Annotated in this window: 23 protein-coding genes and 1 pseudogene; 15 read left to right on the top strand and 9 right to left on the bottom strand. The window is 39.0% G+C overall.

Annotated features, from left to right (window positions below):
* Positions 1–28: 28 nt before the first annotated feature.
* The 12 genes and pseudogenes from NST02_RS14340 to NST02_RS14285 all read left to right on the top strand — a co-directional run bounded on the left by NST02_RS14340 (position 29) and on the right by NST02_RS14285 (position 10,442).
* Positions 29–1,855 (top strand): diol dehydratase reactivase subunit alpha, encoded by a 1,827-nt coding sequence (locus NST02_RS14340; RefSeq protein WP_095308442.1) that lies wholly within the window; start codon positions 29–31, stop codon positions 1,853–1,855.
* Positions 1,852–2,322 carry a glycerol dehydratase reactivase beta/small subunit family protein gene (locus NST02_RS14335; protein WP_095308449.1) on the top strand — a complete coding sequence of 157 codons (471 nt, stop codon included), beginning with the start codon at positions 1,852–1,854 and terminating at the stop codon, positions 2,320–2,322. The genes NST02_RS14340 and NST02_RS14335 overlap by 4 nt, the downstream gene beginning before the upstream one ends.
* 21 nt (positions 2,323–2,343) lie before the next feature.
* Positions 2,344–2,610, top strand: a pseudogene (locus NST02_RS14330) (BMC domain-containing protein); the annotation flags it as partial.
* Positions 2,611–3,049: 439 nt separating this feature from the next.
* On the top strand, positions 3,050–3,328 hold the full coding sequence (locus tag NST02_RS14325; RefSeq protein WP_095308454.1) for a BMC domain-containing protein: 279 nt from the start codon (positions 3,050–3,052) through the stop codon (positions 3,326–3,328).
* A gap of 30 nt (positions 3,329–3,358) precedes the next feature.
* Positions 3,359–3,997: a phosphate propanoyltransferase gene (gene pduL, locus NST02_RS14320; protein ID WP_235879519.1), complete on the top strand. Its 639-nt coding sequence runs from the start codon at positions 3,359–3,361 to the stop codon at positions 3,995–3,997.
* Between the two features lie 8 nt (positions 3,998–4,005).
* Positions 4,006–4,833, top strand: coding sequence for an ethanolamine utilization protein EutJ (eutJ, locus tag NST02_RS14315; RefSeq protein ID WP_340949182.1), 828 nt, complete (start codon positions 4,006–4,008; stop codon positions 4,831–4,833).
* 9 nt (positions 4,834–4,842) lie between these two features.
* Entirely contained in the window at positions 4,843–5,622 is a 780-nt protein-coding gene (locus NST02_RS14310) for a flavoprotein (protein WP_340949180.1), read from the top strand.
* 18 nt (positions 5,623–5,640) lie between these two features.
* On the top strand, positions 5,641–5,907 hold the full coding sequence (locus tag NST02_RS14305) for a EutN/CcmL family microcompartment protein (RefSeq protein WP_137744174.1): 267 nt from the start codon (positions 5,641–5,643) through the stop codon (positions 5,905–5,907).
* Positions 5,908–5,922: 15 nt separating this feature from the next.
* Positions 5,923–6,918 (top strand): cob(I)yrinic acid a,c-diamide adenosyltransferase, encoded by a 996-nt coding sequence (locus NST02_RS14300; protein WP_340949179.1) that lies wholly within the window; start codon positions 5,923–5,925, stop codon positions 6,916–6,918.
* Between the two features lie 7 nt (positions 6,919–6,925).
* Positions 6,926–8,317 carry an aldehyde dehydrogenase family protein gene (locus NST02_RS14295; protein WP_340950016.1) on the top strand — a complete coding sequence of 464 codons (1,392 nt, stop codon included), beginning with the start codon at positions 6,926–6,928 and terminating at the stop codon, positions 8,315–8,317.
* An 81-nt stretch (positions 8,318–8,398) separates the two neighbouring features.
* Positions 8,399–9,235: a hypothetical protein gene (locus NST02_RS14290; protein WP_095308482.1), complete on the top strand. Its 837-nt coding sequence runs from the start codon at positions 8,399–8,401 to the stop codon at positions 9,233–9,235.
* 52 nt (positions 9,236–9,287) lie between these two features.
* Positions 9,288–10,442: a 1-propanol dehydrogenase PduQ gene (locus NST02_RS14285; RefSeq protein WP_095308489.1), complete on the top strand. Its 1,155-nt coding sequence runs from the start codon at positions 9,288–9,290 to the stop codon at positions 10,440–10,442.
* Positions 10,443–10,672: 230 nt separating this feature from the next.
* On the opposite strand, the gene NST02_RS14280 is transcribed toward NST02_RS14285, so the two are convergent.
* Positions 10,673–11,107 carry a hypothetical protein gene (locus NST02_RS14280; RefSeq protein ID WP_095308496.1) on the bottom strand — a complete coding sequence of 145 codons (435 nt, stop codon included), beginning with the start codon at positions 11,105–11,107 and terminating at the stop codon, positions 10,673–10,675.
* Positions 11,104–11,313, bottom strand: a complete 210-nt coding sequence (locus tag NST02_RS14275; RefSeq protein ID WP_095308504.1) for a helix-turn-helix transcriptional regulator — start codon at positions 11,311–11,313, stop codon at positions 11,104–11,106. The genes NST02_RS14280 and NST02_RS14275 overlap by 4 nt, the downstream gene beginning before the upstream one ends.
* 282 nt (positions 11,314–11,595) lie before the next feature.
* On the opposite strand from NST02_RS14275, the gene NST02_RS14270 reads away from it, so the two are divergent.
* Together NST02_RS14270 and NST02_RS14265 are read left to right on the top strand one after the other, a co-directional pair.
* Positions 11,596–11,808: a Fur-regulated basic protein FbpA gene (locus tag NST02_RS14270; protein ID WP_095308511.1), complete on the top strand. Its 213-nt coding sequence runs from the start codon at positions 11,596–11,598 to the stop codon at positions 11,806–11,808.
* 204 nt (positions 11,809–12,012) lie between these two features.
* Positions 12,013–12,948, top strand: a complete 936-nt coding sequence (locus NST02_RS14265; protein ID WP_095308519.1) for an aldo/keto reductase — start codon at positions 12,013–12,015, stop codon at positions 12,946–12,948.
* Positions 12,949–13,208: 260 nt separating this feature from the next.
* Here the strand turns inward: NST02_RS14265 and NST02_RS14260 are convergent, their stop codons facing one another.
* From NST02_RS14260 to NST02_RS14240, 5 genes are all read right to left on the bottom strand, one after another.
* Positions 13,209–13,748, bottom strand: a complete 540-nt coding sequence (locus tag NST02_RS14260) for an RNA polymerase sigma factor (RefSeq protein WP_340949176.1) — start codon at positions 13,746–13,748, stop codon at positions 13,209–13,211.
* Positions 13,749–14,017: 269 nt separating this feature from the next.
* On the bottom strand, positions 14,018–15,964 hold the full coding sequence (locus tag NST02_RS14255) for an FtsX-like permease family protein (protein WP_095308527.1): 1,947 nt from the start codon (positions 15,962–15,964) through the stop codon (positions 14,018–14,020).
* Entirely contained in the window at positions 15,954–16,715 is a 762-nt protein-coding gene (locus tag NST02_RS14250) for an ABC transporter ATP-binding protein (RefSeq protein WP_095308535.1), read from the bottom strand. Before NST02_RS14250 ends, NST02_RS14255 begins: the two co-directional genes overlap by 11 nt.
* A gap of 128 nt (positions 16,716–16,843) precedes the next feature.
* A complete protein-coding gene (locus NST02_RS14245; protein ID WP_137744177.1) occupies positions 16,844–17,860 on the bottom strand; it encodes a sensor histidine kinase in 1,017 nt (338 codons plus the stop codon).
* Positions 17,857–18,546, bottom strand: a complete 690-nt coding sequence (locus NST02_RS14240; RefSeq protein ID WP_340949174.1) for a response regulator transcription factor — start codon at positions 18,544–18,546, stop codon at positions 17,857–17,859. The genes NST02_RS14245 and NST02_RS14240 overlap by 4 nt, the downstream gene beginning before the upstream one ends.
* 300 nt (positions 18,547–18,846) lie before the next feature.
* Between NST02_RS14240 and NST02_RS14235 the strand changes: the two genes are divergently transcribed.
* Positions 18,847–19,623 (top strand): hypothetical protein, encoded by a 777-nt coding sequence (locus NST02_RS14235; RefSeq protein WP_095308560.1) that lies wholly within the window; start codon positions 18,847–18,849, stop codon positions 19,621–19,623.
* Between the two features lie 10 nt (positions 19,624–19,633).
* Here the strand turns inward: NST02_RS14235 and NST02_RS14230 are convergent, their stop codons facing one another.
* Positions 19,634–19,948 (bottom strand): ArsR/SmtB family transcription factor, encoded by a 315-nt coding sequence (locus NST02_RS14230; RefSeq protein ID WP_095308568.1) that lies wholly within the window; start codon positions 19,946–19,948, stop codon positions 19,634–19,636.
* Complete coding sequence (locus NST02_RS14225) at positions 19,949–20,365, bottom strand: SRPBCC family protein (protein ID WP_340949173.1); 417 nt, start codon at positions 20,363–20,365, stop codon at positions 19,949–19,951. It abuts the gene before it with no gap.
* Positions 20,366–20,428: the final 63 nt, after the last annotated feature.

Here is a 20,428-nt window from a genome sequence, read left to right as displayed (position 1 = left end):
TTGCGTTAGATTCCGGGAGGTAGAATCGATGAAATTGGTTGCAGGAGTGGATATCGGAAATGCCACAACAGAAGTTGCCATCGCTACCGTAACAGAAGATAAAAATGTTACTTTTTTGGCGAGCGATTTTGTACGAACAACAGGAATTAAAGGAACGCGGCAAAATATCCATGGTGTACTTGCTGCCATTAAACAAGCTCTTGGGAAAATTAATCGAAGGATAGAGGATTTAGACTTAGTTCGCATTAATGAGGCAGCCCCTGTAATTGGGGATGTGGCGATGGAAACGATCACGGAGACGATTATTACAGAGTCGACAATGATTGGCCACAACCCCTCTACTCCAGGGGGAGTGGGCTTGGGCATCGGGAAAACCATTGATATTATCGATTTGGACAATGCCAATAAGGAAGATGATTATATCGTATTAATCGGAAAGAAAGTTGATTTTGAAGATGCAGCTCGGTTCATTAATGCTGCTTTGAATAAAGGGATTACCATAACCGGAGCCGTAGCACAGAAAGACGACGGCGTTCTTATTAGCAACAGGATTGACAAAAAAATGCCTATTATAGATGAAGTCAGTCTGATTGAGAAAGTTCCGCTTGGAATGAAAGCAGCCATTGAGGTGGCTTCTCCAGGCGGTGTTGTAGAAGTCCTTGCTAACCCGTATGGGATCGCAACTGTATTTGATTTATCAAGTGAAGAAACGAAAATGATTGTTCCAATTGCTAGAGCATTGATCGGTAACCGTTCTGCTGTTGTCATTAAGACACCAAAGGGTGATGTTCAAGCGAGGAGCATTCCGGCAGGAAAGATTACCGTTTATGGGAAACGGAATTTAACGATTGATGTCGATGAAGGCGCCGAAAAAATGATGGAAGTATTAACTGCGGCCACGCCGATCGAAGATATAAAAGGAGAAGCGGGGACCAATGCTGGAGGGATGCTTGAACGGGTAAGACAAGTAATGTCTGAGTTAACGAAGCAGCATCCGGATGATATAAAAATTCAGGATTTATTGGCCGTCAATACATTTATTCCGCAAATGGTTAAAGGTGGCTTAGCAGAAGAATTTTCCATGGAAAATGCCGTTGGAATTGCAGCGATGGTCAAGGCTGACAAGTTGCAAATGCAAATGATAGCGAATGAATTGCGCACTCTAATCAGTGTAGAAGTTGAAGTTGGTGGTGTTGAAGCAGACATGGCCATAAGAGGCGCTCTTTCTACTCCTGGAACGAAGGTTCCCATTGCCATTGTTGATATGGGAGCAGGTTCAACAGATGCATCAATCATGACGAAGGCGGGAAAAACGACATCCGTACATTTAGCTGGTGCCGGGGATATGGTCACGATGCTGATCAATTCCGAATTAGGGTTGGATGACATTGGATTGGCTGAGGATATAAAAAAATACCCCCTTGCTAAAGTTGAAAGTTTATTCCATATTCGCCATGAAGATGGAACCGTACAATTTTTTGAGAATCCGTTAGAGCCTCAAGTATTTGCAAGAGTTGTTATTTTGAAGGAAGGGAGTATGATTCCTGTTCCAGGACAACTATCCGTTGAGAAAATAAAAATGGTGAGACGTGGAGCAAAAGAGAAGGTTTTTGTTACGAATGCATTACGCGCGTTGACAATGGTCTCACCAACAGGAAATATTCGCGATATGGAATTTGTTGTTTTAGTAGGAGGATCAGCTCTTGATTTCGAGGTACCTCAGTTAGTGACGGATGCGCTTTCTCAATACAGCGTTGTGGCTGGAAGAGGGAATATTCGAGGCACAGAAGGACCAAGAAATGCTGTAGCTACTGGTTTAATATTGGCTCTTGGTCAAGGGGGGAGGATTCAGTGAAAATAAACGATGGAAATGAGATTCAAGCGATCCATGTTTATTATCATGCAGAGCTGAATGATCCCTCCCTTTTTCGTACGCTGCTATATGGTATTGAAGAAGAAGGTATCCCCACATTTGTTAAAGAGAGCAAGCAGCAGTCAGCTTTGCAACTAAGCCATGAAGCTGCTCTTGATTCCACTTTAGGAGTTGGCATTGGAATTAGTCAGAACGGAAAGGTCATCCTGCATTATACGAAGCTTGATAAAAACCAACCCCTATTTGAGGTCAATCTTAGAGATCCAAATAAACTGAGAATTTTAGGTGCGAACGCTGCAAGACTTGTAAAAGGAATCCCATTTAAATCTTTTGAAATTGAAGAGGAAAAGGAGTTAGAACATGTTGAGCTTGTGGGAGAGGCATTAACAAAAGAGGATATTGCCAAAATAGTAGCGATTGTGGTGAAAAGATTGCTAGAAAGCAAGTAAAAGGGAGGTGTACCTTTGTCTATGGTCATGCGTGCATTAGGATTGATAGAAACAGTCGGTTTAGCAGCCGCAATAGAAGCTGCTGATGTAGCGGTTAAATCAGCCAACGTCTCATTAATAGGGTATGAGCTAACCAAGGGCGGCGGAATGGTAACGGTTAAATTTGCAGGCGATGTTGGCGCAGTGAAAGCGGCAGTTGAAGCAGGAGTCACAGCAGCGGAGAAAGTCGGGGGTGTTTTTAGTAAACAGATCATTCCACGAGTAGCTAGCGGTGTAGAAAAAATGGTTTATTCGAATGAGACGGTTGGTCTAGGAAAGCCCAACATGAATGGGGAATTGCAAAACGTTGTTGAGCAGGCGGAAGGAGGAACGCACGAAACGGACACGCCTAAAATAGAAGTGCCAGATGAAGTAAAAACTGACAACGCTCATGAGGAGAAAATGATCAAAGATGAAAATTCCAGTTCAAATGCGAATGCTAATGTCAGGCTTGTATCCATTTCTCCTTTGAATGAAGAGGAAACTACAGTAAAAACAGGCGCCGATGAAAACGAGACAGAAGAGAATGATTTAGATGTAATGGGGAAGCTAGAGGAAGATTTCAACAAAACTAGTGAAAAAGGAGAGTCGGAGGTTTGCAATATTTGTAAAGATCCGCATTGTCCACGAAGAAAAGGGGACTTGAGGTCACTTTGTATTCATGAAAAAAAATGAGGAGGTATGGAAAATGAAGGATGCACTAGGAATGATAGAAACAAAAGGTTTGGTTGGGGCAATAGAAGCAGCAGATGCAATGGCTAAAGCAGCAAACGTCGCCTTATTAGGGTATCAGCAAATTGGCTCTGGACTTGTGACGGTAATGGTGAGAGGTGATGTTGGCGCGGTGAAGGCGGCAGTGGATGCTGGGGCAGCTGCAGCCGAAAGAGTCGGGAATGTCATTTCTGTTCATGTCATTGCGAGACCACATTCAGATGTGGAAATCATCCTCCCTGCAAAAAAAGATTGAAATTAAAGATAGGGGAGTTTTTATATGATATTGACAGAGCAATTGCAAGAGCAGATTATCCGAGAAGTTGTGCGGAGAGTGCAGACAATAGAAGAACAGCCGTACGTACCAATTGGAGTTTCTAACCGCCACATTCACTTAAAGCAGGAGGATCTCGAAATCCTGTTTGGGGCTGGCTATCAATTGACAAAATGGAAGGATTTGAAGCAACCCGGTCAGTTTGCTGCAAAAGAAACGGTAACCATTGTCGGCAACAAAGGCGAACTGGAGCATGTGAGAATTCTTGGTCCTGTTCGAAATATAACACAAGTGGAAATTTCGCGAACAGATAGCTTCAAGCTTGGCGTGCGCGCACCAGTTAAAGAATCTGGAAAAATAGCAGGGACACCAGGGATATTATTAAAAGGACCTTGTGGTGAGTTGGAAGTTACAGAGGGAGTTATTGTCGCATTTCGTCATATTCATGTTCCGCCACATTTCGCTGAAAAGTTCCAACTCAAAGATAAAGAATTAGTCGAAGTTGAACTAGGTGGCGAAAGAAAGACGATTTTTAAAAATGTATTGATTCGAGTTTCGGAAAAATATGTATTGGAGATGCATTTGGATACAGATGAAGCAAATGCAGCCGGTGTGGGTAACGGTGATCTTGGACTAATTCGGAAAGGCTAAAGATGCTTATGTCTATAAATCTCGAAAAAGTCAATAATTATATAACAAGCTTTGCAAGGTTGATAGATGAAAGGAGAGCAAACTTAGTTACAGAAAACTTTAAGGTTGGAGTCGATCTCGGTACAGCAAATATCATTATTTCTGTTGTTGATGAGCAAGGAAACCCAGTAGCAGGAGCCACGTATCCGGCTTCGGTGGTGAAGGACGGATTAGTAGTAGATTATGTAGGTGCTGTACAGATCGTCAAACAACTAAAGGAGCAAGTTGAGGAAATGATTGGAGTTCGGTTAACGCACGCTGCCACCGCTGTTCCACCAGGTACTATCGGCGGAAATATGAAAGCGATAGCCAATGTTGTTGAAGCTTGTGAGATGGAAGTGACAAATGTTATTGATGAACCGACCGCAGCCGCTTCCGTACTAGGCATAACAGACGGAGCTGTTGTTGATGTTGGTGGTGGTACGACAGGTATAAGCATTATAAAAAAAGGAAAAGTCATTTTCACAGCAGACGAACCGACTGGAGGAACACATATGAGTTTGGTTGTTGCTGGACATTATCGAATTTCACTAACCGAAGCAGAGCAGTTAAAGAAAGAGCGCACGAAGCAAAATGAGATTTTTCCAGTCATAAAGCCAGTTGTTGAAAAAATGGCCGCAATTGTGAATAGACATGTGCAAGATTATGATGTGGAAAAAATTTACGTGGTAGGGGGCGCAAGCTGTTTTGATGATTTTGAAAAAGTCTTCTTTAAAGAAGTTGGGATTGAAACAATTAAGCCTGCCCATCCGCTTCTGATTACCCCGCTTGGCATAGCTTTAAACAGTTGGAGATGAGGTGAAAGTATGAACACAGAGCTAATATTGGACAGTATTGTAGAAGAAGTCTTGAGGAGATTGCAGAATAGAAGCAAAAAAGCGACCGTTCTTTTTACTGGAGGATACGGAGGGTTTCAAGAGGCACTGCAACAGATTCAACTTCTACAGGCTGATGGTTGGGATTTGCAAATACTCCTTTCCAATAGTGCCGAATATGTTCTCACACCTCAATTGATAAAGGAGAAACTCAATAATTCCAAAGTGTACTGCGAAAGAGAGATTAAGGAATTACGTCCTTTTTATGAGGGAATCAGCGTCTTTATTGTCCCAACTTTGACGATTAATACGATGGTGAAAGTATCTTTGGGAATGGCTGATAATATGGCAACCAATTTAGCATCACATATGCTGATGAGCGGCATACCATTCATTGCTGCGAAGGATGCTTGCGATGTTGGGCATCCTCTTCGGCAAAACCTTGGTTTGAATAAAGGACAGCAAGCATATGTGAAGAAAATGAACGATTTCCTTGAAATATTAGAAAGCTATGGAGTAATGCTTGTAGCTGCGAGAGAGCTATTTCAAACTGTTCAAAAAAATATCTTTACTTTTTCCAAAAAAGTCATTCAGGCATCAGCAGAAAAACAATCGAAGGTTTTTTTAAAGAAAAAGATTCTGACACGAGAGGATATCGCCCGGGCTAAGGAGAGAGGAATGGCAATAGAAATTCCCCGTACAACCATTTTAAGTCCTCTTGCACTTGATACAGCGAAAGAGCTTGGAGTGAAAATTGTTCAAGAAGAATAGGGGCAGGTGAATGGAAAAATGTATGTAGGTTTAGTCTTAGGAAGTGTTGTTGCAACCAGAAAAAGCGAGGAACTCGTCGGGAAAAAACTTCTTATTGTTCAACAGGTCAATCCGAAGGACGGCAATTTAGGTGCCTTTGAAGTTGCGGTCGATTCGGTAGGAGCAGGAACGGGCGAACATGTACTGGTGACAAAAGGGGAGCCTGCCATGTATGTATTTGGAACGACTCCTTCGTGTATCGACTCGGCGATTGTTGGCATCGTCGATTCTATGGAAGTAAGTTAAGAGGATGTGACCTAAATGGCGATTTATACAAAAAAAGGTGATAAAGGGGAGACAGGGCTTCTAGGCGGCGGTCGCATTTCAAAGGATAGCCTCAAGGTGTCCTGTTATGGGACTCTGGACGAAGCGAATGCAGCGCTGGGTGTTGCTTTTTCGCAAATAGCCAATGATGAAATTAAGTCGATTATAAGAGAAATACAAAAACAACTTTTTGTTGTTGGGGCAGAATTAGCAAGCGATGAGAAGGGGAAGGACCTTTTAACGAATAAGATTAGCACAAAAGAAATAGTTGAATTTGAGGAACTCATAGATAAGTTTGAACAAACGATCGGTCCAATCCATGAATTTATCATTCCTGGAGATACGAACGCCTCCGCCAATCTCCATTTATCGCGAGCGATTATTCGAAGAGCAGAGCGACTGATTGTAGAGCTTGCGAAGACATCGATTGTCAGAAGCGAAGTTATCCAATATGTAAACCGTTTATCAGATCTTTTGTTTATGCTGGCTCGAGCTGAAGTATACTACTGCCAGCTAGAAGAGATAAAAACAAAAGTTATCGGGAGACTAGAAGCTTTAAAAGGCAGCGGTGCTCCGTTTGGCCTTTCGTTACAATTAGCATCTGCAATGGCACAAGCAGCTGAAAAAAAAGCGATGGAAATAGGTGTTCCAGTGGTGATTTCGATTGTCGATTCTGCTGGACATGCAATTTTATTACATCGTATGGAAAATTCTTTATTAGCAAGCTTAGAGCTTGCGCTCAATAAGGCTTATACTTCCGTTGCTTTAAAAATGGCGACCCATGAACTTGCTCCAATTATTCAACCTGGAACAGAGCTTTATGGAATTCAAATGACAAATCAGAAAATTGTCACGTTTGGTGGTGGATATCCACTTAAACTTGAAGAACAAGTTATAGGTGGTATTGGTGTCAGCGGTGGGACGGTTGAAGAGGATATGGTCATTGCAACAGAAGCAATTGAAGTATTTTTGAGAAAGAAAGAGGAGGATTAAATTGGCTATTGAAGAACGGGGAATAGAAGAAATTGTAAGAAGAGTATTGGAGGAAATGAGTTCGACGAGGAGTGAACCTCAAGGCAGCATTGGAAATGGAATATTTTTGGATATGAATGATGCTATTGAGGCTGCGGAAGTTGCTCAAAAAGAGCTTGTTAAGCTTTCTTTTGAAGAAAGAGGCAAAATCATTGAATCTATTCGCAGGGCCGCCATCGAAAACGCAGAATTCTTTGCTCAAATGGCAGTTGATGAAACGGGCATGGGAAATTACAAAGATAAAGTGATTAAAAATATTCTTGCTGCTGAAAAAACGCCTGGAATTGAAGACTTAAGAACCGAATCTTTTTCAGGAGACAATGGATTAACGATTGTTGAGCTATCTCCTTATGGTGTTATCGGCTCTATTACGCCGACAACAAATCCAACAGAAACGATTATATGCAATTCTATCGGGATGATTGCAGCGGGAAATTCAATTGTTTACAGTCCACATCCGACAGCGAAAGAAACTTCAATTAAAGCGATTGAAGTATTGAATAAAGCGATCGTTGAGGCTGGCGGACCTGACAATGTCATTACAACGGTGCAGGAGCCAACGATTGAACAGGCAAACGTGATGATGAAACATAAAAAAATCAGAATGCTGGTGGCAACAGGCGGTCCAGGCGTTGTCAAAGCGGTCTTATCAAGTGGGAAAAAAGCGATTGGCGCCGGTGCAGGAAATCCACCTGCACTCGTTGATGAAACGGCAGATTTAGAAAAGGCAGCGAAGGACATTATTGATGGTTGCAGCTTTGATAACAACCTGCCTTGTGTAGCAGAAAAAGAAGTCATTGTGGTTGAAAAGGTTGCTGATTACTTAGTTTCTTATATGACGAGAAATGGGGCATTTCTTATAAAGAGCAAGGATCAGATCGAGAAATTAACGGAATTGGTTGTCGATAATGGACACGCTAATAAGAAATTTGTGGGGAAAGACCTTACCTATATTCTAAAGCATATTGGCACTGAAGTACCAGCCGGTGCAAAAGTCGCAATTATGAATGTTGAGGGCAACCATCCTTTGGTATCAGCCGAATTAATGATGCCTATTCTGCCAATTGTACGGGTTGAAGACGTGGATGCTGCGATTGATTTGGCGGTTAAAGTGGAGCACGGCTTCCGTCATACAGCGATTATGCATTCAAAGAACGTCGACAATCTCACCAAATTTGCAAAGGCAATCCAAACGACAATCTTTGTAAAAAATGGACCGTCCTATGCGGGAATCGGCGTTGGAGGGGAAGGCTATACCACCTTTACAATTGCTGGTCCTACAGGAGAAGGGCTAACATCGGCAAAAAACTTTGCTAGAAGAAGAAAATGTGTTTTAGTAGATGGTCTATCAGTTAGATAACAATAATAAGCTAGCGCACTTTACTAAATTCTATTTTTCCATAATTAAGCTCAAAAAAGAATTTGAAGAGGAGAGGGTTGTATGTCCTGGGAATTAATTTTAGCATCATTTGGTGGTGGGGTATTTGGTGCATTATTTGGAGCATTGCCGGCTTTCATTTTTGCTGGGTTTGTCGGATTAATTGGGGTAGGCGTCATCGCAGCTGGTGGGCCTCCGACTATATTGAATGATGTCGTATTTGGAACATTGCTAGGTCCTCATATTGCATTTGCCGGTGGTGTCGCAGCTGCGGCATTTGCCGCAAACAAAAAGAAAGTGCTTGACAGTGCATTGGATATTGTAACTCCTTTAAAGAAGACAAATGATATTAGTGTTTTATTGATCGGCGGGATGTTTGGAATTATCGGTCATCTTATTAACAGCGCATTGGTTCATTTTGAAACACCTGTCGATACAGTTGCTTTAACGGTGTTTATCTCATGTGTTATCTCTCGATTTGTTTTTGGCAAATCAGGATTAATTGGAAAGTTTGCACCCACGAATGGAGAGAAGAGGGATTTTGCACCTGGGGCGAAATCCTTATGGTTTATCATAATCTATTCGCTCGGATTTGGACTGGTTATTTCCTATCTTGTTGATCTTACTCAGATTAATGTTCTTGGTTTTGTTATCAGCGCATCTCTTTTAATCCTTTTACAATTTGGATTTGATATTCCAGCAACACATCATATCACCCTGGTAGCTGGTTACGCTACAATTGCTACTGGCAGCATACTGTACGGCGCATTGTTTGCAGTAATTGCTGGAGTTCTTGGAGAAATTGCAGACAAAACGTTTAATTCCTATGTAGATACGTATATTGATCCTCCAGCGACAACAATCTTTATTTGCAGTTTCTTCATCTTTGTATTTATGTGATTATTTTCACAATTTAAGAAGCTTTAAGCTAGAGACACGGAGGTAGCGGCAGATGAAATCCTTTTTTGTAGGACCAAAAATTTATAACGGCAGCGATTCCATTGACTATTTGAAAGAATTAAAGGCAAGAAAGGCCTTTCTTGTTACCGATCAAATGATGGTGAAGTTCGGGATCGCAGATGCTATTACAGATCGATTGCAAGCAGGAGCTTGTAAAATTTTTGCAGAGGTGGAGCCAAATCCTTCGCTTGAAACCGTTCAAAACGGTCTTGCTTTTTTTCTTGAAGAGAAGCCAGATGTGATAATCGCTCTCGGCGGAGGCTCACCCATTGATGTAGCAAAAGCAATCCTACTTTTTTATTATCAAATAATGGAAAAAAAACCAGGCGATAAAAGAGGTGTTAAACCATTATTTATTGCGATACCTACCACCAGTGGAACGGGTTCTGAGGTTACATCATACTCGGTTGTTACAGATATGACAAACAATATAAAGATTCCTTTAAATGATGAGCGAATGATTCCAGATGTAGCCATTTTAGATGAACAATTGACAAAAACGGTTCCACCTTCCGTCACGGCTGATACAGGAATGGATGTATTGACCCATGCCATAGAAGCATATGTTTCCAATAGGGCAACAGAATTTACAGATCTGTATGCCGAAAAGGCGATAAAGAGTGTCTTTAAGTATTTGCTTAGAGCATTTCGATTTGGCAATGATTTGGAAGCGAGAGGGAAATTGCATCTTGCCTCATGTATGGCCGGTATTGCATTTACAAATGCTTCATTAGGAATTACCCACAGCTTAGCTCATGCGATAGGAGCCAAGTTTCATATGTCGCATGGCAGAAGCAATGCCTTATTGCTCCCTTACGTTATCCAGTATAATGGCGGATTATGCGACAATACCTATCAAACTTCAGAGGCTGCCAAGAAGTATATGGAGTTGACAAAAATCCTTGGGTTACCTTGCTCAACTCGAAAAGAAGCTGTCATCAGTCTTTCTACCGCCATAAAAGTGCTAAATGAAAAATTGGGAATTCCACAGACTATGCAGGCGGCTAATATTGCTGAACTCTCATATGAGAGGCATTTATTAGAGATTGTCAAGAGTGCACAAAAGGACATATGTACACAAGGAAATCCAAAGGAAGTGTCAGAAGCAGATTTTACAAACTTATTAAAGTGGATTTATAAAGGATAAAAATTTACAAGATAAGGGAGGAAAATGCAATGAGGAGATATCGATTCAAAAGCTTTCTTCCTAAGTTCGTTTATCGCTGGCTGATTAAGCAGTAAAAAGTGAAACTTTAAAGCAATGTAGTAAAATTTTGGCCTTGCTCGATTTTCTTTAGAGTCAAGGCCTTGAACAACCTGAGCTCTTGCTTTCGCGGAGTTGAAGAAAGCATCAGGTGCTGAAATTAAATGAGTTCATCATTCATGATCCTCTGTCCGCTTCTTTTGCAAGAAATGCACAAATGAAAAAGGTGCAAGAAAACAAATGAAAACAATTGCGCCGACAAGCAGTGCTTCATTAACGCTGCTTTTGTCAGGACCTAATACGGCGAGCAGCATGACAGCGATACCGACTCCTAAAGAAAGCATGATAACTCGATAATAGGGTGCCGGTTTTTTTCGTGGATTTGTATTTTCATAGGTGTCAACAGAAATTCTGAGGTTTAGCCAACCTAAAACAACTGCAGAAAGCATAAAGACGATCCATATTGGATTTGCTCTAGCCTGAGTAAATCCCACGGTTATCGTTTCATACAGTAGAATTGCGAGAATCCCAACCGTTTGTACGATAAAAGCGATGCGAATATTTTTTAAACTTTGCATTTGTAATCGTTCATCTTTAATTATCTTCATGTTTTTGATTCCTCCTGATCAATCCAAAATAACTCATCCAATGATTTGTTGACGGCATAACAAATCTCTAGGCATAATTTCAAGGATGGATTATATTTGCCTTTTTCTATCAAACTAATGGTTTGCCGAGTGACCCCAATTTTTTCTGCAAGTTGTTGCTGTGTTAAATCAACTTGAATTCTAGCGATTTTAACGTTATTCTCCACCTTTAAAGTTCACCTCTCACACCCATTGTAACATATAATTGACATAATGTAATATATATATTACTTTTTGAGTGAACTTGATTGGAACAATTTGAAAAAATTATTGACAAAAGCCTCAAATCATTATAAAGTTTAAGCAAAGTTTTAAACCTAGTAAATAAGTTGGTAAAGTAAGAAAAATGCCTTTTGGTCAACCAATGGCTCCTTTATTCCTTCACGTTTTACAACGTAGTGAATAAAGGAGTCTTTTTTTACACAAAAAGGAAGAAGGGAGAGCTATACATGGGAAAATGGCTTCGTCATGCTGTCGAAAAACGGCGCAATGATCTGATTTGTAGACTCCATCCTTATTTCGTCTGTCAAAAAGAAGAAAATGAATTATATAAACTTTCATTAAGCGAGCTGGAAGAAGAATTTAGAAACTTAAAAATGGAGCTGCATCCGCATAGTGAATTGAATTCTATTCGCTGGAGCAATAAATCATACTTTAGTTGATATGGCACCTGAGACGTTTTATTCAAAAGGTGTGTTATATGACGGTGTTGCTGTTTACTTAAAAATATTATTAATCAATGTTTATCATGACCTGCTGCTGCATTTTTAATTAAGAAAAATATTCTTAAAATTGAGTCCTTATATTCGCAAATCAAAAATTAGACGTTTATAGTAAAAGTGTATGAAATGAGAGGAGGATGATGGATGTTAAAAACTCATATCGGAAGAACGGATTTGCAAGTAAACCCGATCGGACTGGGGGCAAATGCGATTGGTGGCCATAATATTTATGAGGATATTGACGAAACAATTTCAAAAAAAATCATTCGTACTGCAATTGATAATGGCATGAATTTCATTGATACTGCTTATTTTTATGGTTTAGGCAGGTCAGAGGAATTAATTGGTGAAGTCATGAAAGAACATGGTAAACGGGATGATTTTGTCATTGCCTCAAAAGCGTCCTATACGTTTGTTGATCACAAGGTCGTTCACAATAATACACCGCAATTTTTGATTGAAAGCGTAGAAGATTCATTAAGAAGACTTCAAACGGATTATATTGATTTATTTTATATTCATTTTCCTGATGAAACAACGCCTAAAGCAGAAGCAGTAGGTGCATTGCAAAGGCTAAAAGAGCAAGGGAAGATAAGAGCTATCGGTGTTTCGAATTTTAATTTAGAGCAGTTAATGGAAGCAAATCAAGATGGCTATGTCGAAGTGCTGCAATCCCATTACAATTTGTTCAACCGGGAAGCGGAACGAGAGATATTTCCTTACGTGACGGAGAAAGAAATTTCTTTCATCCCGTATTTCCCGTTAGCAAAAGGCTTGTTAACAGGGAAGTATAAAAAAGATACGCCATTAACCGATAGTCAAAAGCAGCACCCATTATTTAAAGGGGATGCTTACTTTGAGAATTTGGCTAAAATGGATCAATTACATAAAATCGCTAATGAGAAAAATTGTCAGGTTGGTCATGTTGTTTTGGCATGGTATTTAACTCGGGAGGCGATTAATGCCGTTATTCCAGGAGCAAAAACGCCTGAACAAATTACCAGTAATCTTAAAGCTGTCGAAGTCCAATTAACAGAGCTTGAAGTGGCGGCTATTGATCGCATTTTTGCAAGCAAATAATTAATCTTACTCTACAGCGACTAAGGTAGTTTAATTAATCATGCCGACGCTAATTGGCAGAGGGGAAACTTATTGATAGATTTTATTAAATTATACAGATAGTGTTATCGAGAGTTTTATCGATTGGGTCAAGAAAGAATAAAAATTCCAATGCAAAAAAAGCAAAGGGAGAAAACGATAAAGGCAGCCGCATTTTCCAAAGGAATTTTTATTTCGTATTGACGATCACATCAGTGAAAACTTTCTTTTTTCACCTGAAGTTAATTTGCCACTATTTCCGCTAATAGTGGCACTTCTTTTAATTGATTTCTTGCTCTTCTTATCCTTGTTTTTACTGTAGATAACGGCAGTTGTTTGGCTGTGCTTATTTCTAGTAATGACTTGTCCTTAAAATAGTATAAAAGAATGGGCTCCCGGTAAATCGTAGGCAACTCGTTGATCGTATCGATCATTTCTTCTGTTGAATATTTAGTTAACACATAATCCTCAGGCTCTGGGATCGAACACTCCATTACATAATGATAAACCTTTTCCTCCCAGAATTTTTGGAGGGTCTTTTGCTTTCTCCAAAAATCACGACATTTGTTGATTGCGATCTTATACATCCAGCTCTTGAAATTGGCTCGCGCTTCAAATTGTTCTAACTTTAAATACGCTGCAATTAATACTTCCTGATATAAATCTTCTGCTAATTCCTTATTTCCTACTTGTTTATATATATATAGAGATAATGAGGAACCATTTTCTCTAATCCAGTCTTCAAATTCAAATCGCTTATTTTTTTCAGGTATTATTTTCATTGGGTCTCCCTCTTCCGATCAGTTAAAACATTCAAATAAACTGATTAAATATCAAACCTACATGAAAAAAGCGAAAACCTCTGCATTCCAACTTGCTCGTTTAGTCAGGCATTTTTTTATGGAAAGTCGTTTTATACACTTATGTTTAGAGCCAGATGTTTTCACATCGTTTCATCCAAGGTTATCCTTGCCCGAACCATTTTCCGAAGATTTCTTATGAGAAATCAAGGGTATCCAAAAATGCTTAGTTTTTTTGGACACCCTCTTATTCATAGCGACAACTTTATTACTTTTTTATAATAAAACAAAGATAGGAAGCCGAAGATCGAGTAAAGTACGGTATAGATAGCCATGACGATGATGATTGGTGTCCACAATTCTGAACCGAACAGGAACCACCCCGATTGTACAGCAAAATAGCTGTGCGACAGACCAATAATGAGGGGAATTCCAAAATTGAATAACTGCTTAAACTTTATGCCTTTTATTAAATCCTGCTCACTGAAGCCTAGTTTTCGTAAAATCGTATAGTTTGGTTTTTCTTCTTCACTCTCACCCATTTGTTTAAAATAAAGGATACAGCCGGATGTAATGAGGAAGGTCAAGCCTAGGAAGGAAACAATAAACATGACAAGCCCCATATTTCCTTTTTCTGCATTACTAGTCTGCATTTGCGATGCATGTAATGAATTTTCGTCAAATTCTAATTCTTCAAAAATTTGATTTGCTTTCTCTAAATGCTCTTCCTTTTTTATATCAAAGCCAACGAACAAGGAGGAGCTTTTTTGAATGGCTGGATCCAAGTCAGTGGATAATCGCTTAAAGATGCTGTCATCAACGATTGCGACAGGCACGCCACCACCGGTAAATTGCCAGGAAACTAGAAAATCTTTCTCAAGTCCTTTATATTTTAGAGGAATCTTTTCAGTCTTTCCCGTCAACACTACCTCTCCAGAGTCTGCAAACTCCATAAACTTTTGCAGAAGGTCATCATAGCCTGAAAAAATAGTTTCATCAGCCGAAACATTAAAGCCCACTGCTTCTTTCTCACTTATCACAGGAAGCACAAATTTGCCAATGTCTGCGTACAATCCTTCTGTATCACTTTCAATGATATCATTGAGATCAGATTCAACTTGAATAATATTAAAGGTTTTAGTAGTATATGGGATTTGTTTACTATCCAGCGCTTCTTTAAAAAGTTTAGCATCTTCTTCATTTGTAATTGAAAAATCACTAACCACATAGTTTTTGGCTTTTGATTCAGCAGAATAATATGAGATATAGGACAATGACAATAAAGCGATAGCCAGCGCGGACACTGTCGTAATAATCGTTAACATCAGCGAATTTGATTTCATTCGAAACATTAGAGAAGAAAGAGATAGTACTTCATTAATGTTTAAATAGCCTTTTTTACCTTTTCGAATAAGATGAAAAATAAAGCTAACTGAGCCTTTGAAAAATAAATAGGTTCCTAATATAACGGAAGCAAGAATAAAAGTCATCGCTAGTACCAATTCCATCGATGTAGTAAATTCTCCACTAAACAGTTTCGAGGAAACGTAGTAGCCAGTAATAATAAGGATTATTCCCATAATTCCTATCAAAATTTGCCAAAAGGACATTCGTGTTAATTTGCCCTCTGTTGATGAATTTACTCTAAACAATGATAAAATCGTTTGTCGTTTAATAAATAAGTAATTCATAAGCATAATTAACAAATAGATGATCGTAAAAATGACGACTGTTTGCAAAAGAGCCTCGCTTGAAAAGCGCAATGACGTTTCCGTCTCAATACCTGTAATTTTAAAAAGAATCATGAGAATTAATTTTGAACCGGCAAATCCGACAAAAATTCCTAATCCTAAAGAGATAAAATAGAGAACAAAGTTTTCTGTATTTAATATGCGAAAAATTTTCCCTTTCGTCATTCCGATTAGCTGGAATAAACCAATCTCTTTGCTGCGTCTTTTTATGAAAATATTATTTGCATAAAGAAGAAAAATGGATACTATAGCAACCAATAAAATCGAGGCAGACCGAATTGCCGCCGCACCTTTAACCGTGCCCTTTGTTTCATCTAAAGATGGGTCATATTGAAGGGTTACAAAGGCGAAATATAAAGCAGCACTAAAGATTAATGCAAAGACATAAAGATAGTAATTCTTTAAGTTCTTTTTTAAATTGCGTAAAATAAGTTCATTAATCTTCATACTGTACACCGCCCAAGACGCCTTGTGTCTTCATAATATCTTTTAAGAAAGAATTTCTGCTTTGTTCGCCTCTATATGCTTGAGAAAAGATGCGGCCATCTTTTATAAAGATGACACGATGACTAAAGCTTGCTGCAATTGGATCGTGAGTGACCATGGCGATTGTTGTTTTTCGATTTCTGTTTAAATCGCTCAGTTTACTAAGAAGATCAGAAGCTGATTTTGAGTCCAATGCTCCCGTTGGCTCATCGGCAAAAATGATGCTTGGCTCATGGATAAATGCTCGCGCTGCTGAGGTACGTTGCTTTTGCCCACCTGAAATTTCATTTGGGTACTTGTCTTTAATTTCATAAATCCCGAGTTCTTTTGCAAGGGTGGTGAACATTTGCTCTGCTGCTTGTTTAGATATCTTGGCTACTGATAGGGGTAAAAGAATATTTTCCTTCACCGTGAGCGTGTCCAACAAATTGTATTCTTGAAAAATAAATCCAAGATGCTTTTTTCTAAACTCTGCAAGTTCTTTTTCCTTCAACCTAGTTATTTCCTTACCCTCAATTTTAATAGAACCTTCGCTTGACTTATCGATGGATGACAACACATTTAGTAAGGTGGTTTTACCAGATCCTGAAGCACCCATGATGCTGACAAATTCACCCTTTTCAATATGAATATCTAAACCCTTCAAGACTTCTTGTTTATTAAATTTATTTCCATAACTTTTATATATTTTTGTGGCTTCTAATATGGTCATACCAAGCACTCCTTTTTTCTTTATAGGCCTATTATAAAAGGGGGGAACTAGAAAATTCCCGCGATTGAGCAAACAAAATGGAAAAGCATGTGACATTTTTGTCACATGCAAGAAAGATTTCGTTCACACTAATCATGAAATACGTGAGTCGCCAAGCTGAGTAATGTATTCTTTTTTGGAAAAGTCAAAGTGAAGCTTGTACCATGTCCTAACTTTGATTCAACCTCGATCGTTATGAAAAGAGATTGTGCCGCTTTTTTTGCCAAAAATAACCCCATCCCAGTTGCTGAATGATCCTGATGATGGGAAGTTGAAGTAAAACCTCGATCAAAAATGCGAGGCAGGTCTTTAGGAGCAATCCCGCGTCCAAAATCTGTTATTTTTAGAACAACAGAGTCGTTTATACTGAAGCTACTTAAGTGAATATCGGAAGATTTACTATACTTGACTGCATTTGTTAGCAGCTGTCTTATAATAAATGAAAGCCATTTCGCATCACTTAAAACATGTGTTTTCTCAAGGCTTATCTCGAAACCGACTCCTTTTTGCATACACCATGATTGCAGCCCTTTTATTTCTTGAATTACGATATTTTTTAAATCTGTTTCTTCTATGTACAGGTCATTTTCCATAAATGGCAGTCGCCTTTGATGCAGCTGTTGGTCGAGAAGATGTTCGATTCTAAGCCATTCATAGCTCATTCTTTCTTTTAATTTTTCATCTTCGATTCGCTCGATCATTAAGCGAAGGGCAGTTAACGGGGTTTTTACTTCATGTATCCAAGATAATAGTTCATCTTTCTCCTGTTCAAGCTCCCATTTGTTGGCTGTTGCGAATTGTTTGAAATATTCGATTTGACTGGAGATTTTTTCTTCGACCATTCTCTCAAAGGGACTTTCGGCATAAGTTAATTTCGAGAGATCAAAATCCTTTTCCCATTGTTCAAGGACTAAGAAAAACCTTGTTTCTTTATGGTAGCGGATAGTGAGAAAAACAATAAACGCTATTGTCGCTAGGAAAACACTATATAGTATCGGTAGCAAGGGGATTGTTGATTCTAGAAAAGTAATAAGGATAATGAGCAGTTGGCTAAAAAGGAAAAAAAGAATCCAGCTGAGACGTTCTTGAATATACTTTATTATCATGCTAATTCCTCTTCAATTGCCATATAACCTTGCCCAACCTTCGTCTCAATAAACGGTTCAAGACCGATTTCCCCCAGCTTCTTACGCAAGCGATTAACATTTACCGTCAAGGTATTGTCACTTACAAAACGTTCGTCTTCCCACAGGCTTCTAATCAGTTCTTCCCTTGTAACAATCTTGTTTTTCTTCTCAATTAATTGTTTCAATATGAAAATCTCGTTCTTGGTTAGTTCAATCGTTCCATTCTCGCTCGTCACCATGTTTCTTTCATAATCAATAGTAGCTCCGCACCATGTTTTTAACTGAACTGGTTCTGTGCTGTAATTATAGACACGTCGAAGAATCGCTTGTATCTTTGCGATGAGAACATCGAAATGAAAAGGCTTTTGAATAAAATCATCGGCCCCAAGCTGCATTGCCATTACCATATCCATTGGATGATCTCTAGAAGATAGAAAAACGATCGGAATATTTGAATGGGAACGGATCATTCGACACCAATGAAAACCATCAAATTTTGGCAATTGAATATCAATGATAACTAAATCAGGCTTGAAGGTGGAAAATTCCTGCAAGACGTTGCCGAAGTCTTTTATTCCTGAAACATGATAGGACCAACCCGTTAATCTTTCTTTTATCTCGTGATATAGAGAGATATCGTCTTCAATAAGTAAAATTTTAAACATTGTTCATCACCTGAATTTTAAGTATAGTCTCATTCTAAACGAATAGTTGGAAGACAACAATGTAGAGAAGAATAGAAAAAACAATTATGAAAAATGGCAGTGCTTCACTTGTGATAAAAAAGGAGTTTAAAGCATGTATAGAGAATATTTTTAAGTCCAGTATTTTTCGTTACCCTCCGCTCCTTAAATTGATACTGCAGTCTATGTGAACTGTGGTGTAAAAAATGAGTATGAGTAGTTGTTGTCAAAACCCATGCAAAATGAAATCAAACAAAGAAAAAGATGAAGTAGGTGTAAAACATGAACGCTCCACAACAAATTCTATCTGTTTGGCGAAAATTTGATCGCTTTCCTATGGAAACATTGACGAAAGCTTGGTACAGTACTTTAGGAACAGAAAAAAAACAGCGTGATATAGCCCTTATGAAAGAGCATCGTCAACAATATGGCATTACAGGAAATTGTTTTGATTTAGCAATATGGCTGCTTGATCAATTTCACAAAGAGGGGATAACCGCTTATCCTATCGGTTCAAAAATGAAGACGAAGAGGGCGCATGCTGCGGTAGTTGCAGAAGATGAGAACGGATATCGCTACTTATGTGATCTGGGCGATCAATGGCTAAATCCAATACTGCTTGATTTAAATAGTGAAGATTATACGAACGAGTTGCTTACTGGATTTTTTCCAGCGGCATCTGTTCAAGTACTTCCCAGAAATGACGAGGTGGAAATTTTCTATTATCGACCGAACGGAAAGGTCTCGAAGCAATCTTATCAGCTTGAAGCGATTGAGATGAACGAGTTTTTAATTGCCGCTGAGCTTTCGCAACGAAATATTTCTCATAAGCCGCTGCTTGAATGTCGTGTTCCATATAAAGAAGAAGTAGCACATTGGGAATTTTACGATTGGAAGAGTTATTTTAGCTCAAATGAAGGGTTAAAGGAAGAGGAAGCATTACAGTCGAACTCAGAATGGGCAAAAAAAATCGCTGACATGACTGGATACAATTTGGAGCTGGTTGAAATCTCTTTAGCTGTGTTTAGTTCATTCCTTAAGAAAAATCGCTTGGAATAGCCCAAGCGATTTAATCTTTCTCCATTTGGTACTTTAATAGGGCAAGCTTATTGCTCCAAAATTGTTCATAAAACGATAGCCAATCCTTCACTTCTACAAGGGGGTCAGGATGTAATTGATAGATTTTCTCTCGTCCGACTTTTGTTCCTTGAACAAGTTGTGCCTCAGAAAGAATATGGAGATGTTTGACAACGGCCGTCCGACTAATTGGGAAATGTGCTGTAATTTCAGAAATAGGCAAATTTTTAACAGCAAGTAGTCGAAGCATCTCTCTTCGAGTAGGATCAGCAATAGCTTGAAAGACATCATGCTTTGCTGCTCCCACCTATCCTTCAACTACCTTTTGAAGTTTTTGAACAATTCCTACCCAGCCGCCGTTCATTCTGTCGCGGATAATTGTAGCGTCTTCACCTGCTTTTGGTACAATATGATCTGGTGCCTTCCAGCCTCCATGAATAACGGTGAATTCTGTACGATCTCCTAGATCTTTCAATTGAAAAGAAACGATCCAGCCGTCAGTGTCCCAAGCAAACGAAATAAGATGCGGTTCTTCGATTTGTAACACCTTGCATGGAGATGGGCCGAAAGGGGACTGAATATGAAATTCATGTCCAACTATTGCTTTAAAATCATTCGGCATGAACCATTCACTTATTCCATCAGAGGTAGAAACATGATTCCATACTTTTTGAATAGGGGCATTGATGACAACCGTTTGCTCTATATCTTTAATATCTTCCATTTTCACTCTTCCTTCCAAAGTATTTAATATAACACCAAAAGGTTATATATAAAAAATATACGA

This window comes from Robertmurraya sp. FSL W8-0741 (assembly GCF_038004005.1).
Classification (GTDB): Bacteria; Bacillota; Bacilli; order Bacillales; family Cytobacillaceae; genus Robertmurraya; species Robertmurraya siralis.
Note: the sequence above shows the minus strand (reverse complement) of the source record. Positions and strands in the feature narration are given on the sequence as shown.